The 17,491-nt window shown below is 55.4% G+C and carries 10 protein-coding genes; 7 read left to right on the forward strand and 3 right to left on the reverse strand.

The annotated features are described in order from the left end of the window. The first annotated feature begins 242 nt into the window (after positions 1 to 242). Genes nudK through VGM48_RS25205 form a run of 3 tightly spaced genes read left to right on the forward strand, consistent with a single transcriptional unit; the run spans position 243 to position 3,614 of the window. Complete coding sequence (nudK, locus tag VGM48_RS25195; protein WP_331583817.1) at positions 243 to 815, forward strand: GDP-mannose pyrophosphatase NudK; 573 nt, start codon at positions 243 to 245, stop codon at positions 813 to 815. 44 nt (positions 816 to 859) lie between these two features. Further along, positions 860 to 2,401: a serine hydrolase gene (locus tag VGM48_RS25200; RefSeq protein WP_331583819.1), complete on the forward strand. Its 1,542-nt coding sequence runs from the start codon at positions 860 to 862 to the stop codon at positions 2,399 to 2,401. Positions 2,402 to 2,408: 7 nt separating this feature from the next. Beyond that, positions 2,409 to 3,614: a dipeptidase gene (locus tag VGM48_RS25205; RefSeq protein WP_331583821.1), complete on the forward strand. Its 1,206-nt coding sequence runs from the start codon at positions 2,409 to 2,411 to the stop codon at positions 3,612 to 3,614. Between the two features lie 14 nt (positions 3,615 to 3,628). Here VGM48_RS25205 and VGM48_RS25210 read toward each other — a convergent pair whose 3' ends face one another. From VGM48_RS25210 to VGM48_RS25220, 3 genes are read right to left on the reverse strand one after another with little or no spacing between them, the layout of a single operon-like run. Further along, entirely contained in the window at positions 3,629 to 6,082 is a 2,454-nt protein-coding gene (locus VGM48_RS25210) for an FtsX-like permease family protein (RefSeq protein ID WP_331583823.1), read from the reverse strand. A gap of 52 nt (positions 6,083 to 6,134) precedes the next feature. Beyond that, complete coding sequence (locus VGM48_RS25215; protein WP_331583825.1) at positions 6,135 to 7,508, reverse strand: alpha-amylase family glycosyl hydrolase; 1,374 nt, start codon at positions 7,506 to 7,508, stop codon at positions 6,135 to 6,137. A 26-nt stretch (positions 7,509 to 7,534) separates the two neighbouring features. Continuing rightward, entirely contained in the window at positions 7,535 to 8,611 is a 1,077-nt protein-coding gene (locus VGM48_RS25220; RefSeq protein ID WP_331583827.1) for a LacI family DNA-binding transcriptional regulator, read from the reverse strand. 427 nt (positions 8,612 to 9,038) lie between these two features. On the opposite strand from VGM48_RS25220, the gene VGM48_RS25225 reads away from it, so the two are divergent. The 4 genes from VGM48_RS25225 to VGM48_RS25240 all read left to right on the forward strand — a co-directional run. Continuing rightward, positions 9,039 to 12,008, forward strand: a complete 2,970-nt coding sequence (locus VGM48_RS25225) for a SusC/RagA family TonB-linked outer membrane protein (RefSeq protein ID WP_331583829.1) — start codon at positions 9,039 to 9,041, stop codon at positions 12,006 to 12,008. Between the two features lie 26 nt (positions 12,009 to 12,034). Then, positions 12,035 to 13,681: a RagB/SusD family nutrient uptake outer membrane protein gene (locus VGM48_RS25230; protein ID WP_331583831.1), complete on the forward strand. Its 1,647-nt coding sequence runs from the start codon at positions 12,035 to 12,037 to the stop codon at positions 13,679 to 13,681. Between the two features lie 80 nt (positions 13,682 to 13,761). After that, a complete protein-coding gene (locus VGM48_RS25235) occupies positions 13,762 to 15,786 on the forward strand; it encodes a glycoside hydrolase family 127 protein (RefSeq protein ID WP_331583833.1) in 2,025 nt (674 codons plus the stop codon). A gap of 22 nt (positions 15,787 to 15,808) precedes the next feature. Continuing rightward, positions 15,809 to 17,491 (forward strand): VCBS repeat-containing protein (locus tag VGM48_RS25240; RefSeq protein ID WP_331583835.1); only part of this gene is annotated, 1,683 nt, incomplete at its 3' end.

Here is a 17,491-nt window from a genome sequence, read left to right on the forward strand (position 1 = left end):
AAAAAGAGTTGCCCTGCTGCTAAGACCTTTAATAGCCCATTACGGCTAATATTCTAATTTGCGCGAGGCAACCAGAAAAGGAAGAGAGGTCTAATACGCAACTCGGAACCGTTAATTCCAGTCGCACTCGTAGTTCACCTCCTTATTTCTTTGTAAATACTTTGTGATACGAAACTAAAGGTCGCAACGGAAGGTGCCCGGCGTTATGGCGCCGGAGCCAAAATAAACAATACCTTCGACGGATGAAAAACGTACAGATAACGAATACGGAGGTGCTTTCGGATCATTGGTATGTGTTGCGGAAATTTACGTACCGGTTCCAGGAGAGCGGTCAATGGATAGAACGGCAGCGGGAGGCCTATGACCGGGGGAATGGGGCGGCGATACTTTTGTACAACCGGGAGCGGGCGACGGTCATCCTTACGAGACAGTTCCGGCTGCCGACCTTTGTGAACGGGAATGAGACGGGGATGCTGATAGAGGCCTGTGCGGGTCTGCTTGACAAGGATAATCCCGAAGCGGCTATCCGGCGGGAGACGCAGGAGGAAACGGGATATAAGTTGGGAGAGGTGGAGAAGGTGTTCGAGGCGTATATGTCGCCGGGTTCGGTGACGGAGATGCTTTATTTTTTTATTGCGGAATATACCCCGATGATGAAGGTGGAGGCGGGCGGCGGACTGGAGCATGAGGAGGAGGAGATCGAAGTGCTGGAACTGCCGTTTGCGCGGGCCTGGGAGATGATGGAGGGCGGGGATATCCGGGATGGTAAGACGATCATGCTTTTGCAGCATGTGCGGTTAAGGGGCCTGTTGTAGATCTGGTTGGGCTTTTTTTGCTATATTTAGCGAAAGCCGACTTCATGAGAAACTTTTCTTTTTTGCTGCTTTTCGCGGCGATGGCTATGCGGGTTGACGCGCAGCCTTTGTCTTCCGTTGCAATCGATAGTTTGGTGGAGAAGACCCTGCGTCAGTTCGATGTGCCGGGCATTGCCGTTTGCGTGATCAAGGACGGGAAGATCGTGCATTCGAAGGGATATGGGGTCCGGTCGCTGGCCACGCGGAAGCCGGTGGATGAGAATACGCTTTTTGGGATCGCGTCGAACAGCAAGGCGTTTACCACGGCTGCGCTCGGGATGCTGGTCGATGAGGGGAAGATCCGTTGGGATGACAGGGTGCGGCAGTATATCCCGGAGTTCAAACTGCATGATCCTTATGTGACGGAGGAGTTTACGATCCGTGACCTGCTTTGTCACCGCAGCGGGCTGGGGCTGGGTGCGGGCGATCTGATGTTCTTTCCCGACTCGAGTGATTTCACGATACCGGATATTCTGCACAACCTGCAATTTTTGAAACCGGTGACGTCATTCCGTTCGACCTACGCTTATGACAACAATCTTTATATCGTGGCCGGCGAGATCGTCGCGCGGGTGAGCGGCATGTCCTGGGAGGACTTTATCGAGCGGAGGATCCTGGGGCCGCTCGGGATGGCGCATAGTGCTGCCAGTTGGGACCGGTTGAAGGACACCACGGATTGGATCGATGCGCATGCGCGGGTGGATGGGGTTGTGCGGGTGATCGCCCGAAGCCGGAGTAAGGTGGATCATGCCGCGGGCGGGATCTATTCGAGTATTGCGGACCTGGCGAAGTGGGTACAGCTTCATTTGGCCGGCGGGAAGTACGGACCCGAGGGGAGGGCGCTTTTCTCGGCGGCGGTGTTGCGGGAGCGCTGGACGCCGCAGACGATCCTGCCGCTTGGCGGGCCAGGACCTTACAATACACATTTTGCGGCTTATGGATTTGGGTTTGGGATCAGTGATGTGAAGGGATATAAGCAGCTGAGCCATACCGGTGGGTTGGAGGGGATGGTGACGCAGATCACCATGATCCCGGAATTGCAATTGGGGATCATCGTGTTGACGAACCAGGAGGAGGGACTGGCATTTACGGCGATCACCAACCAGATCAAGGATGGTTATCTTGGGATGACGGGGACGGACCGAGTGAGTGAGTATGGGCGGGTGCGGCAACGGCAGCTGGCGGAGGAGAAGCGGGTTGTCGATTCGATTTGGAAGGGGATGCCGTTGACGGGCGGGAAGCCGGTGGAACTCTCGGCTTATGCGGGGACCTACCGGGATGCGTGGTTTGGGGATGTTGTCATTTCGGTGAAGAACGGGAGACCGTGGTTCGATTCGAAGCGGAGTCCGAAGCTGACGGGGGAGTTGTTGCCATATAAGGGGAATACGTTTATTGCGAGATGGCGGGACAGGAGTATGAATGCGGATGCGTATGTTATTTTTGACCTGGACGAGCAGGGGAAGGGGAGTGGGATCCGGATGAAGCCGGTTTCGCCGCTGACCGATTTTAGTTATGATTTTCAGGATCTGGAATTGAAAAGAAAATAAGTTTTTTATGAAGAAGATATTTCTATTGATGGCGGTTTTTGGCGGGCTGTGGGCCGGCGCACAGGATTATCGGGTTGTGCATGCGAAGGCCATTGTGGTGGATACGCATAATGATGTGTTGTCATCGGCGACGATCGGGGCGGGTCTCGATTGGGAGAAGGATCTGACGGGGAAGACGCATTCCGATCTGGCGCGATTTAAGAAGGGTGGGGTGGATGTGCAGGTGTTCTCGATCTTTTGCGATGACCGGTTTGGGACGGGGAGTGCCTTTCACCAGGCGATGCGGGAGATCGATTCCCTTTATGCGATAGCGGGGCGTAACCCGGGTAAGATGACGATCGTCAAAGATGTGGCGGGGTTGATGAGGGCGGTTCAGCAGCATAAGCTGGCGGCGATGATGGGAGTGGAGGGTGGTCATATGATCGAGGACCGGATGGATTATCTGGATTCGTTCTATACGCGGGGGGTGCGGTATATGACGCTTACCTGGAATAACAGCAACTCCTGGGCTACCTCGGCGATGGAGGAGACGGCGAAGACGTGGACGGTGACTCCGTATGGACTGACGGATCGGGGTAAGGCGATCGTGCGGCATATGAATGAGCTGGGGATGCTGGTGGACCTTTCCCATGTGGGGGAGAAGACGTTCTGGGATGCGATACATACCGTGAACAAGCCGGTGATCTGCAGTCACAGTTCGGTGTATGCGTTGTGTCCGGTGTTCAGGAACCTGAAGGACGACCAGATACGCGCGATCGGGCAGAATGGTGGGGTGATCCAGGTGAACTTCTATTCGGGTTTTTTGGACAGCAATTATGCGCCGAGGGTGAAGCGGTTTCTGGCGCGACATCAGGCAGAGGTGGACAGTATGAATGCGGTGCATGCGCCGGGGTATGCGGTGAATGAATATTTGTCGAAGACGTATCCGGTGGAGGCCGATTCGTTGCGGGCGCCGTTGTCGTTGCTGATCGATCATATCGATTATATCCGGAAGATGATCGGGGTGGATCATGTGGGGTTGGGGTCGGATTTTGATGGGATCGAGTCGCCGCCGCAGCAGTTGAATGATGTGTCGACGTATCCGCTTATCACGCGGGAATTGTTGAAGCGGGGATATAAACCTGCCGAGGTGGAGAAGATCCTCGGCGGGAATTTTATAAGAGTGTTGAAGGCGAACGAGGTTACGGCAGGCGCGAGACTGGCCGGGCGTTAGCGGCGCCGGTTGCTTTACTCAGACCGCAGGGCGTTGACGGGGTTGGCCAGGGCTGCGCGGAGGGTGCGGATGCAGAGAATGAGCAGGGCGATGAGTAGCAGGGCGCCGCCGCCGGCTACGAAGACCCACCAGCTGAGTTGCGTTTTATAGGCGAAGTTCTCGAGCCATTTGCTGCTTCCCCACCAGGCGATCGGAACGGCGATGAGGATCGCGAGGCCGATGAGTTTGAGGAAATCGCGGGAGAGCAGCAGGATGAGTTGGGTGATGGTGGCGCCGATGACCTTGCGGATGCCGATCTCTTTTGTGCGCTGGTTGGTGATATAGATGACCAGGCCGAGGAGGCCGAGGCAGCTGATGAAAATGGTGAGACCGGTGGCCCAGAGGAGGAGGCGGGAGATATTCTTTTCGGCGGTGTAGAATTTGGCGATGGTCTCGTCGACGAACTGGTATTCATAGTCGTCGTTCGGATAGACGGAGCGGAAGGCTTTTTCGATGGCGGCGAGCGTCGCGGTCCAGTTGCTGCCGTCGGCGTTGCGGGGTTGGAGGGCGATGTTGAAGACATCGGCGCTGGAGGTTCCGTTGGCGATGACGAGGGGCTTTATGGGTTCGCGGAGGGAGCGGGGGTAGAAATCGGCTGCGACCCCGAGGATGAGCGGGCTGCCGTTCCAGTCTTTTATCTGTTTGCCGACGATCTTATTGGGATCCTGGTAGCCCAGGATATGGAGATAGGATTCGTTTATGACCACGGCGTTGGTGGTATCGCTTTGAGGGGCGCTGGTACCAGCGAGCAGGCGGAAGCCATACATGCGGAAATAATTGCTATCCGCGAGTTTTACCTGTACATTTTCCTTGATGTCCTTTTTGCCGTCGTTGAACGTCATGGTGCTTGTCCACATGCCGTTGCTCGAGGGCGGGTTGCTGGAGATGCTGACCATGGCGACTCCGGGGATCGCGTTCAGCTTATCGAGGAGCAGAGGTTTCTTTTTCCGGGCTTCCTTGTGGTAGTCGGTCCGGAAATAGACGATGGCATCTTTTTTAAATCCGAGGTCTTTATTGAGGGCAAAGCTGATCTGTTTGGCGACGAGAAGCGTGCCGATGATGAACACCTGGGCGATGACGAACTGGAAGACCGTAAGAGATTTGCGGAGCCAGGCGGAACGTGTCTTGCCGGTGTTGGCGAAGGCCTGGTTCTTGAGTACCAGGACGGGCTTAAAGCCGGAGAGTACCAGTGCGGGGTAGATCCCGGACAGGAGGGTAACGGCGAAGATCAGGATGATCAGAAAGGCGATGATGCCGGGCTGGCGGAACAGGTTGAAATGAAAATCCGCGGGGATGAAGTCGGCGAAGATCTTTAGCAGGAAAGGGGTCAGCGCGATGGAGAGGAGGGCGGCGGTGAGGGTGAGTACGAAGGTTTCGGCGAGGAACTGGACAATCAGCTGGCGCTGGTGGCCGCCCATGGTCTTGCGGATGCCGATCTCTTTTGCGCGTTGGGAGGCCTGGGCGGTGGTGAGATTGATGAAGTTGATACAAGCCAGCAGCAGGAGGAAGGCGGCGACGGCGAGCAGGCCGTAGAGCGTAGGCTTGTGGGCCTGGCGGCTTTCGTCGAAGACCCCGTAATCGAGATTGAAGTGGATATCGTTCAGGGGCTGCAGGCGGATGATGGTTTGGTATTCGGAGCCCGGCTCGGGTTTATCGTGGGCCAATTGGATCTTTGTCAGTTGGGCGTTGACGGTTTCGGGTTTTGTGGCGGGCAGGAGGCGGATGAAGAGCTGGTCGGCGGAATTGACCCAGCCCCATTTGCCGAAATTATCCGGCTTCAGGCGCGCCGTATAGTAGGTGGCGCGCGAGACGAAGGCGCCGAAATAGAAATCGGTGTTGCCCGGGAGGTCTTTTACGATGCCGGAGATGGTCGCCTGGATGGTATCGTCGATGATGATCGGTTTACCGACGATCTCCGACATGCGGAGACTGCCGTAGTAGAGGCGGGCGTTCTTCTCTGTGAGGACGACCTGGTAGGGTTCCCGGACGGCGGTTACCGGTGAGCCGGCGAGCCACGTGTAGCCGATCATATTAAAATAGTTGGCGTCGACGGTCGCGAGGTCGTTTTGTTTGTGGAGGACGAGGGGATGATTGGCGTCGGGGAAGGGGATGGTGATCCTTGTGTTATTGAGGGTGCGCATGGGGACCACCATTTCTATCCCGGTGGCTTCTTTTTTGGCGGCGTCGCCCATGGGTTCGGCCAGGCAGTTGTTATGACCGGATGATTTGAGGCTTTTGAAGTCGGCGACGACGCGATAGATGCGGGAGCCCTCCTTTTCGAATTTGTCGAAGCTGAAGTCGTACTGGACGAGGAGGAAGATGACGAGGGAGGCGCTGATCCCGATGGAGAGGCCGATGATGTTGATGAATGAGAAGATTTTGTTGCGCCAGAAGTTTCGGAGGGCGACGCGGAAATAATTTTTTAGCATAGATGGGGGGTGTTTTATAATGGAGGGTTGTTGCGGTTGTTGAGGTTTGCGGTTAGCGGGGCAGGTAGATGGTGTATCCCCGGGGCGGGGCCCAGAAGTCGCTGACGCCGTCGTCGCCGGTGGATTTTGGTTCGGGAATATCGGTGTTGTCGTGGCCGTACCAGGCAACGGGCTGGAAGAAACTGTCGGGCCAGTGGGTTTTTACGGATGCGCCGTTCCAGGCCGCGGTGTTGTTGAGGACGAAGAGCAGGCCGTGTTGGGTTGGGGTGCCGGTTGCGGTGCCGGTTGGGGTGCCCGTTCGTTGCATGATATAAAGATCGTCGTCGACGTGGAGCACTTCGGTTGGGCCGCCGGCGTTTGATTCATGGGCTTTGACCAGGGCGTCGATGCCGGTGGGCTCGCCGGGTTGGGCGAGGTTGCCATTGTAGTAGTCCTGCCAGAAGACGCAGGGGTAGCCTTCATGGGTGAGGATATAGGCGTAGGCCAGTAATTTATCGTTCCCGATGGGGTTGTCGCGGATGATGTCGTGGTTTTCGACGAAGGTGACCGAGAGGGCGGCATTATATGCGAGGATGGTGCCGGCGGGGCCGGACGTATTTGGAGTGGGCGCGAGAGTTTTGAGGCTGAAGCCGAAGTCATCGCAGAGGCCGCGGAGGAATTCGCGCAGGGGGAAATCGAAGGCTGCGCAGGGGTTGTCGGACCAGGCGTTTGTTTCGGTGAGCCAGTCGAGGATCGTCCGATCCGTGTCCCAGCATTCGCCGACTCCAAAGGGGCGGTAGACGAGATCGTTTTGGAGTCCTCTTAGTTCCTGGATGGCGCGGACCATCCAGCCGCCGTAGCCTTTTACCATGTCGTAGCGGAACCCTTTTATTCCGTGTTGCTCGATGAGATCCCGGGCGTACTCCAACAGGGCCGTATAGACGTCGGGGTTGCGATGGCAGAGATCGGGCATGTCGCCGAAGCTGAGGCCGTCGGTGGTTTCGTAGAGGGAGGGATGGAAGCTTTCCCAGGTGCGGGGGAAGCGGCCGCTTGCGGGCGTGAACTTTGTCCAGCCCTGGGTATTGGTGATGGGATTGAGTTCCTGTGCGTCGGCGCCGGAGTTATGGTTGATGACGAGGTCGGCGTAGACGTCGATATTTTGGGCGTTGGCTTCGGTGAGGAGGGCGATGAGTTGATCCTTTGTGCCGAACCAGGTTGGGATGGAGCCTTTCTGGTCGAATTCGCCGAGGTCCCAATAGTCGTAGGGGTCATAGCCCATGGAGGGGCCGCCGATGTTGGCGGCTTTTTGAAAGGGCGGGAGCCAGATGGCGGTGAAGCCGGTGGCGCTGAGTTGGGCGAGGCGGGGTTTGAGGAAGGCCCACCATTGGTATTCCCGGGCTTCCAGCCTGGGGCAATCCCAGTAGAAGGTTTGCATGATGACGCCCATGAGGAAAATTTTGGTTTATCGTGAAGTTAACTAAAATGGGCCAATGATGGACCTTCGGCCGCCGGCCCTCCGGGCCGGCCGGTACGCAGCGTGGAACTGCGGATGATGAGTCCTGAGTCGATGACGATGCGGCGGTGGAGGTTGGCTTCGGCGGGGTTGTTGAGTTGGTCGATGAGGCATTTGGCGGCGATCTCGCCGATCTCGTTGCCGGGATAATTGATGGTAGTGATCTGGGGTTCCATCAGTTGGCTGATGGTGTCGTTGTTGAAGCCGACGACGGCGATATCCTGGGGGATGCGGAGGCCGAGCTCGCGGAATACCTGGATGGAGACGGCCGCGCAGAAATCGTTTGTGAGGAAGATGGCGTCGGGGCGGGGGTCCATGGCGACGATGCGGTGGACCATATCGCGGATGGCTTCGCGGCTTTGGTCGTTGACGAAGGTCCATTCGGGGGTGTAGGGGAGGCCGTAGTTTTGAAGGGCCTGGCGATAGCCTTTAAGGCGTTCGGAATAAACGTTCCGTTGGAGATTGGCGGTGGAGTGGGCGATGCGGGTGCATTTTTGCTGGATGAGGTGGACGGTGGCGTCGTAGGCGGCTTTGAAATTGTCGATGACGATCTGGATGCCGTTGTCGGATTCTTCTACGCGATCGAAGAAGACTACGGGGATCTTTTTGCGGAAGAAGGGTTCGAAGTGTTGGAGGTCGGTGGTATCATAGGCGAGGGAGGCGATGAGGCCGTCGACGCGTTTGTTGAAGAGATTGTGGGCGTTTGCGATCTCTTTTGCCATGGTTTCGGAGGAGTGGCCGATGATGAGATCGTAGCCGGCGGCGTTGGTGATCTTTTCGATGCCGGCGAGTGCGGAGATGACGAATTCGCTGTGGAGTTCGTGGATGATGGCGCCGATGGTCCCGGTTTTTTGTTTGCGGAGGCTGGTGGCGAAGTTGTTGGAGCGGTAGCCCAGCTTTCTGGCGGTGTCGGCGATGAGCTGGCGGGTCTTTATGTTAACGGCAGGGTGGTTCTGCAGGCCCCGGCTTACTGTGGAGGCTGAAATGCCGAGAAGTCGGGCAATATCGTAGATCGTTATTTCTTTTTCCTGCGACAAGGAGATAACCTTTTAATTACCAAAAGATAAGGCGTTTGGCGAGAAGGTGTGCAAAAATAAATTATTGCAACCGATTGTTTTTTCGCTAAAAGTTTCTTTATTTTTAACGTACAGATAACCACTTGTCATGCCCCGGCGAATAAATGTCGTTTTAACACGATTTCCACGCGGGATGGGGACCATGAGCATGCTTGCATTTTATTGTTAAACCATAACGATTGCTTTATGAACCATTTAAAACACTCCCTCAAAGCGTTACGGCAGATTTGCCTATTTCCTTCCACTTATTTAAGCTCCTGATTTCAGATTTTTTCCTCCCGAGGGGAGGGTATTTTTTTATCCGGGAATGCAACCGATTGTATTTTAAATTTCCAAGTAATAAACCAAACTAAAGCTTATGCACCTGTTCTCACGAATGCTTAAATCAATGCCGGTATGCTTGTTTGCGTTGGCCTTGTTTTATGTAACCGGCGTGTCGGCCCAGGGGGGTATCAAGGTGTCGGGGAAGGTTACCGACAACAACACGGCTCCCCTCTCCGGCGTAACGGTGACGATAAAGGGGACTAAAAACTCCGTCATCACGGGCGCCGATGGTGGTTTTTCGATCACGGTACCCGCGGCCTCTTCGGCGTTGGTGTTCTCTTATGTAGGATACCAGATACAGGAGTCGACGGTAGGCGATCAGACTGCCTTTGATATCCGGCTGGTTCCTTTGAATGCGAATTTAAATGAAGTGGTTGTGGTTGGTTATGGCACGCAGAAGAAGCGGGAGATCACCAGTGCGATCACGCGGGTCGATGCCGAGCAGTTTAACAAGGGGAATATCTCCGATGTGTCGCAGCTGTTGCAGGGCAAGGTTGCGGGGCTTTCGATCTCGAAGCCCGGGGGTGATCCGAATGCCGCGTTTACGATCCGGCTGCGTGGGCTTTCCACGCTGGGGGCGAACACTTCGCCGCTGATCGTGATCGACGGGCAGATCGGGGCGGATATCAACTCGGTGGATCCGAACGATATCGCGAGCATGGACGTGCTGAAGGATGGTTCTTCGGCGGCGATCTATGGTACGCGTGGTTCGGCTGGGGTTATCATCATTACGACCAAGACGGGAACGCGGGGTGGTCCGCAGGTATCTTATAACGGGTTTGTCACGGCTGAGAACGGGGCCCGGTTTACGAAGCATATGTCTTCGGCGGAGTTCCGGAAGTTGTTGCAGACGACGGGGGCGGGTACGGATTATGGCGCCAATACGGATTGGGACAAGGCGATCACCCGGACGGGGATCACGCAGGATCACAACCTTTCGCTTGCGGGCGGCAATCAGCATACCTCTTATAATGTATCGCTCAACTATCGGAATGGGCAGGGTATTGCGATAACGACCGGGTATAACCAGGTGAATGGCCGCGTCAATCTTACGCATAAGGCGATGAATGACCGGCTTGTCTTCAACGTGCAGATGAGCATGACCCACCGGAATGCCGATCTCGGGTATTCCAATGCCTTTGAATATGCGACGATCTACAACCCTACGGCACCCATCCATGTGCCGGTGGGCAGCATCAATGATATCGCGGGCGGGGGCTGGTTCGAGTTCTCTGCTACGGACTATTCCAACCCGGTGGCGCTGCTGACGCAGAACACCAACCACCAGGAGACGAAGCGGCAGAATGTGGCCGGGTCGGCGGAATATGAGATCATCAAGGGGTTGAAGTTCCTGGTACGGTATGCGCAGCAGACCATCAACCTCGACTCCAGTAAGTATTCGCCGATAAACGCCTATGCCAATCGCGGGTTTGACGCCAACAGCGACAACGGGTATGGACGGCATGGTTTGAAGTTCCTGGGGACGGGCCAGTCCTTTAATCAGCTGTATGAGAATACGCTTTCGTATCAGCATTCGTTCAACGACTTCGATCTCGGGGCCGTGGGCGGATATTCTTATCAAAACTTTGTGAACAACGGGAGCAGCATCATGGCGGGTAATTTTGTTACCGATGCGGCAAGTGGAAATATCGCGGCTGCGCTTGATATTCCTTATGGGCTGGCGACGATCACCAGCTTCAAGAATGCGAGCAAGCTGGTTGCCTTCTTCGGACGTGTTACGGCCAACTATAAGAACATGGCTTTCCTGGCGGCGAGTCTTCGCCGGGAGGGGTCGACTGAATTCGGGCCGAAGAACAAATGGGGTAACTTCCCTGCGGTGAGTGGCGGGGTGGATTTCAGTCATATCTGGGAGATCCCTTCGGTGAACAGTCTGAAACTTCGGGCCAGCTATGGTCAAACGGGATCGCTGCCGCCTTATGCTTATCTCTCGCTGCCGACGCTGACCGTATCGGGGTCGTATTATTCTGGGAACAATCAATACGGTTTTACGTATGCGCCGAATCAGAACCCGAACCCGAACCTGAAATGGGAGACGAAGGCGGAAACGGATATCGGGCTTGACTTTTCCATGTTCAATAACCGGCTGAGCGGTACGGTGGATTATTTCCGCCGGACGACGTCGAACCTCATCTTTAATGCTACGGTGCCCGTGCCGCCGAACCTGGTATCGACTACCTGGGAGAATATCGGTACGCTGCAGAGCAACGGCATTGAATTCCTGATCAACTATGATATGTTGAAGAGCCGGAGATTCTCGTGGACCACGGGGCTTAACTTCTCGCGGGCGCATGTGGTGTTGACGAAACTAGATCCGACGCTGGCCGGCAGTTATGTAGGTGCTTCGAATCTGGGCAGTCCCGGTCAGGAGGCCACGCAGATCACGCGGGCGATGCAGGGTCAGCCGATCGGGCTTTTCTATCAGGCGGTTTACAAGGGTGTCGACCAGAACGGGAAGTATCTTTTTGATGACGGAAAGGGGAATGCCGTGGCGGATGACAACAGCTACAAGCGGATCATCGGGAACGGTCTTCCCAAGTTCGAGATGGGCTGGACCAATACCTTCCGGTATGACCGGCTTGATCTGAATATCTTTTTCCGCGGGGCGTTCGGGCATGATCTGATCAACACGTACCGCGCATTCTATGAGAATCCGACGGTTGCTTCGGTGTATAATGTGGTGAAGACAAAATACTACAATCCGAAGGTGAATGACGCGCAGCTGTTCAGCAGTCTTTTTGTCGAGAAGGGGACCTTTGTAAAACTGGACAATGCCACGCTTGCCTATAACTGGCTGTTGAAGAAGGATGGACCGACGGGAGGCTTCCGCAGTCTGCGGGTCTATGTAACGGGTTATAACCTCTTCGTGATCACCGGTTATACGGGTGCGGATCCCGAGGTCCGGTATGCGGATCAGAGCATTAACCCGGTGAATATCCTGGCTCCCGGTATCGACCGGCGGGAGAACTGGGTGATGACGAGATCTTTTACGCTGGGCGTCAACCTTGGATTTTAATTATTCCAACTTAATACATGCATAATATGAAAATGCGATCGATCATCCGACTTTCTTTTCTGATCCTGCTGGTGATGGCGGGTGCCTGTACCAAGCTGGATGAAACCAAATATTTGTACGACACGGTGAACAGCGAAGGCTTCTATCAGACGGATGCCGAGCTGTCGTCGGCGGTGGGTGCGGCTTATGCCAATCTCTCCGGTATCGCCAGTAATAACCACTATCTCACGATCAATGAGGTCACGACCGATGAGATCGTCGTGCCGACGCGCGGTCCGGACTGGGGGGATGGCGGCCGGTGGGTGCGGCTGAAGCAGCACAAGTATAATTCGACGGACCCCGATCCGGCGAATGGCTGGACGTTTTGTTATGGCGGGATCAACACCTGTAACCGGCTGATCGCGACCCTTTCGAAATATACCAATCCGAAGATCCCGCAGTATGTGGCGGAACTTCGCGGGCTGAGGGCCATTTACTATCTGTGGCTGCTGGACTGGTATGGTAATGTGCCGATCAGTATCGACTTCAGCGCCACTGCGCCGCCCACGAACAGTTCGCGCGACCAGGTGTATGCGCTGGTGGAAAGCGAGTTGCTGGCCGTGGCTTCGGTGCTGCCGCATACGGGTCCTTCCAATGAATCGACTTATGGCCGGGTGAATGCCTATACGTGCTGGTCGGCGCTGGCCAAGTTGTATCTGAACGCGCAGGTGTATACGGGTACGCCGCAATGGGATAAATGTATCGCTGCCTGTGACTCGGTGATCAACTCGGGTCTTTATTCGCTGACGCCCAACTATGCGGACAATTTTGCCCAGCAGAACAAGGGTGTTCCCGAGACCATCTTTACCATTCCTTACGATCATGTGCACGAGCAGGGGAACAATATCCAGATGATGACCCTGAACGGGCTCAACCAGAATACGTACAATATGAATGCGCAGCCCTGGAACGGGTTTGCGAGTGTCCAGGAATTCTATGCTTCGTATATCGATCCGGCGCAGAATCCCGGTCCGCAGGGAATGGTTGTCGGGCTTGATCCGAAGGGGGACAGTGTGACGGGGACGCTTGACAAGCGGTTGACGAACTTCCTGGTCGGGCCGCAATACGGCGCAGACGGCAAGCAGTTACAGGATGGCGGTTATGAGAAGGATGGACCGGGTTATGCCGGTGATCCGGATGGCGCCGGTATCACGTTTACGCCGTTTGTGAATGAGTTGCAGCCGACGGCCTGGCGGCAGTCGGGTGCGCGGATCGGCAAGTGGGGTTTCTATCAGGGGATGACGGGGAATATGGACAATGACTTTGTGCTCTTCCGGTATGCCGATATCCTGCTGACGCTGGCTGAGGCTAATGCGCGGAAGAACAATGACTGGAATAATGCGCTGGCGTTGACGATCGTCAATCAGATACGCACCGTGCATGGCGGGGTTGATCCGTATACTTCGATGACCGCTGCGACCTTTTTGGCTGAGCGGGGCCGGGAGATGTTCTTCGAGGGCTGGCGCCGGCAGGATATGATCCGGTTTGGGACTTATAACGGGGCGTTCCATTTCCATGATGCGGATGCCAATGATGCGCTTGGTCCCCATGGGATCAATCACCTGAATATTTTGCCGCTGCCGGATGTGCAGCTGAATGCGAATAAAGCTCTTAAGCAGAACCCAGGGTACTGATGGCCCGGCCATAAAGCCCTAGGTTTAGCAATTATAAAAACGGGCGAACTCTTTCGCCTGTTTTTGTTTAAATTGAGGATATGAAGACACTCTTACCTGGTTTTGCCTTTCTTGGTTTTGCGATTGCGATGGCGATGCCTTCGCTTGTGCTCGCGCAGCATGATTACCCGATCAAACCCGTACTTTTTACGCAGGTTGCGGTGACCGATCAATTCTGGCGGCCGCGGATCGAGACCAACCGAACTGTGACGATCCCGGCTTCTTTCGACCGGTGTCAGACGACAGGCCGGGTCCACAATTTCGAGATGGCGGCGTTGAAGCAGGGGAAATTCTGTACGGTCTTTCCCTTTGACGATACGGATATCTACAAGACGATCGAGGGAGCATCCTATTCGCTGGCGGTGCATCCCGACCCGGTGCTTGCGCATTATCTGGATTCGCTGATCACGATCGTGGGGAAGGCGCAGGAGCCGGATGGGTATCTTTATACGGCCAGGACGATCGATCCCGCGCATCCGCATGAATGGTCGGGGCCGGAGCGGTGGGTAAAGGAACACGAGCTTAGTCATGAACTGTATAACTCGGGGCACCTGTTCGAGGCGGCCGTTGCGCATTACAATGCAACGGGTGAGCGTAACCTGCTGAACATTGCGTTGAAGAATGCCGATCTGCTGGTAAGTGTGTTTGGGCCGGACAAGCGGCATGTGGCACCCGGTCACGAAATTGTGGAGATGGGGCTTGTGAAGTTGTATCGGGTTACGGGCAAGAAGGAATATCTCGATCTCGCCAAGTTCTTCCTGGAGCAGCGTGGGGAGCGGGAATATGATAAGACGAGCAAGGATGAATGGAAGAATGGGAGTTACTGGCAGGCTGACAAGCCGGTGACGGAGCAGGAGGAAGCTGAGGGTCACGCCGTGCGCGCGATGTATCTCTATTCGGGGATGACGGATGTCGCGGCGTTGACGGGTGACAGCGTTTATATCCAGGCGGTGGACAGGCTTTGGGACAATATGGTGGGTAAGAAACTATACCTGCATGGCGGGATCGGGGCGATCCCGGATGGGGAACGGTTTGGCGATGACTATGAGCTGCCGAATCTCACGACGTATGCGGAGACCTGTGCGGCGATTGGGAGTGTCTATTGGAACTACCGGATGTTCCTGTTGCATGGGGATGCGAAGTATATGGATGTGCTGGAGCGGGCCTTGTATAATGGGCTGATCAGCGGGGTGGGGCTTGACGGGAAGAGCTTTTTTTATACGAATGCGATGCAGATTACCGAAGGGAAGGTTTTTCCGGCGCAGGAGCCGGCGAGGGCCGGCTGGTTTACCTGCAGCTGTTGTCCGACGAATATGGTGAGGCTGTTGCCGAGTGTGCCGGGGTATATGTATGCGGTGAAGGGGCGGGATGTGTATGTGAACCTGTATATCAGCGGGAAGGCGGAGATCGGGCTTGGCGGAAAGGAGAAACTGCAGCTCTTGCAGGAGAGTAATTATCCGTGGGACGGGAATATTCGCGTAACCGTGAATGTGGGCCGGCCGACGGATTTTGGGTTGTTGTTAAGAATACCGGGTTGGGCGCGTGGCGAGGCGGTTGCAGATGGGCTTTATCGCTTTGCCGGTGGCGTGAACCAGCCGGTGGTGATCAAGGTGAATGGCCAGGTGGTGGAGGCTTCGCTTCGGAATGGGTACGCTGTCGTCGAGCGCAAGTGGAAGAAGGGGGATGTGGTGGAGCTTGGGTTGCCGATGGACGTGCGCCGGGTGGTGGCCAGCGACAGTGTGAAGGAAGATGCCGGGAAGGTGGCGTTGCAGCGTGGGCCGATCGTTTACTGTGCTGAATGGGTCGACAATGCGGGCCGGACGAGTAACCTTATTCTGCCGGGCGGCGATGTGACGGCTTCGTTTGTGGCGGAGAAACTTGATGGGGTGGTGGAATTAAAGGCGAATGGAGAACGGGTCGTCGTTGGGGAGGACGGGTTGAGCGTGTCCACCAGGAAAGAGGCGATCCATTTTATACCCTATTATTCCTGGGCCAATCGTGGGAAGGGGGAGATGAATATCTGGTTTCCGGCGAAGGTGACCGGTGTCGACCTGCTGACTAAATAATTTATGTTGACTGCGTGAACTTATGTTGACTGCTTGCAAGAACTGGCTGCTGATCGTTTCTTTGGCTTGCGCATCCTGCGGAGGAACGGTGACGGTGGGTAATGGCGGACGCGTTCTGTTTAGTTCGCTTCCCGCGGCCGCCACGGGGATTACCTTCAGTAACAATTTACATTATACGGAGGAGTTCAATATGTACACCTTCCGCAGTTTCTTCAACGGCGGTGGGGTTGGCGTCGGGGATATCAACAATGACGGCCTGCCGGACCTTTTCTTTTGCAGTAATCAGGGGTCGAATAAACTTTATCTGAACAAGGGCGGGATGCATTTCGAGGATGTGACGACGAAGGCCGGGGTCGGTTCGGACGGGGTCTGGTCGACGGGTGTCTGCATGGCGGATGTGAATGGGGATGGGTGGGTCGATATTTATGTTTGTAAGTCGGGGGATCTGAAGGCGCGTCATCGGGCCAATCAGCTATTTATAAACAATCACGACGGCAGTTTTACGGACCGGGCGGCGGAATACGGGCTGGACAATACGGGGCTTTCGACGCATGCGGTGTTCTTTGATTATGACCGGGATGGGGATCTGGATTGCTACCTGCTGAACAATTCGTTTCGGCCGGTGGGGAATTATGATCTTGTCGCGGGGCAGCGGAATATCGTCGATTCGTCGGGGGGAAATAAATTATATCGAAATGACGGCGGACATTTTACGGATGTGACGGCGGCTTCGGGTATTTACAGCAGCCAGGTGGGTTTTGGGCTTGGGGTGACGATCGGGGATGTGAACAAGGATGGATGGCCGGACATTTATGTGTCGAATGATTTTTTTGAGAAGGATTATCTGTATATCAATAATCGGGATGGGACGTTTCGCGAGTCGTTGGAGGGATCGATCCGGGAGTTGAGTATGAATTCGATGGGGGCGGATATTGCGGATATCAACAATGACGGGTGGCCGGAGATCTATGTGACGGATATGTTGCCGGAGTTGGAGGGGCGGGTGAAGACGAAGACGTCGTTTGAGACCTGGGACACGTATCAGGCGAATTGGCGGGCGGGGTATTATAAGCAGTTTGTGCGCAATACGCTGCAGTTGAATAACGGCGTTTCCGGCCCGGGACACGCAGGGGTTGGAGTGCCTAGCTTTAGTGAGATCGGGCGATATGCGGGGGTGGAGGCGACGGACTGGAGTTGGGGGGCGTTGATCGCCGACTTGGACAATGACGGGAACAAAGACATTTTTGTCGCTAACGGCATTTATAAGGATGTGACGGATCAGGATTATGTGCAGTTTCTGGCGAATCCTACGGAGGTAAGGAAGATGATCCGGGAGGGGAAGCCGGTGATCACATCGCTGATCGGGCTGATGCCGTCGGTTCCGTTGGCTTCGTATGCTTTTCGCAATAATGGGGATCTGACGTTTACGAATGCGGCTGCTTCGTGGGGGCTTGATCAGCCGGGATTCTCGAATGGGGCGGCGTATGTGGATCTGGATAATGATGGGGATCTGGACCTGGTGGTGAATCATGTGAATGGGGTGGCTTCGGTCTATCGGAACAATAGTGATACGGCGGATGCGGAGTTTTTGAAGCTGACGCTGGTGGGGGAGGGGAAGAATACGCAGGCGATAGGGGCGAAGGCGACGGTTTATTATGGCGGGAAGTTGGCGTATCTGGAAGAGCAGCCGATCCGGGGGTTTGAG

The sequence above is a fragment of the Puia sp. genome (assembly GCF_036500295.1).
In the GTDB taxonomy this organism is placed as follows: domain Bacteria; phylum Bacteroidota; class Bacteroidia; order Chitinophagales; family Chitinophagaceae; genus Puia.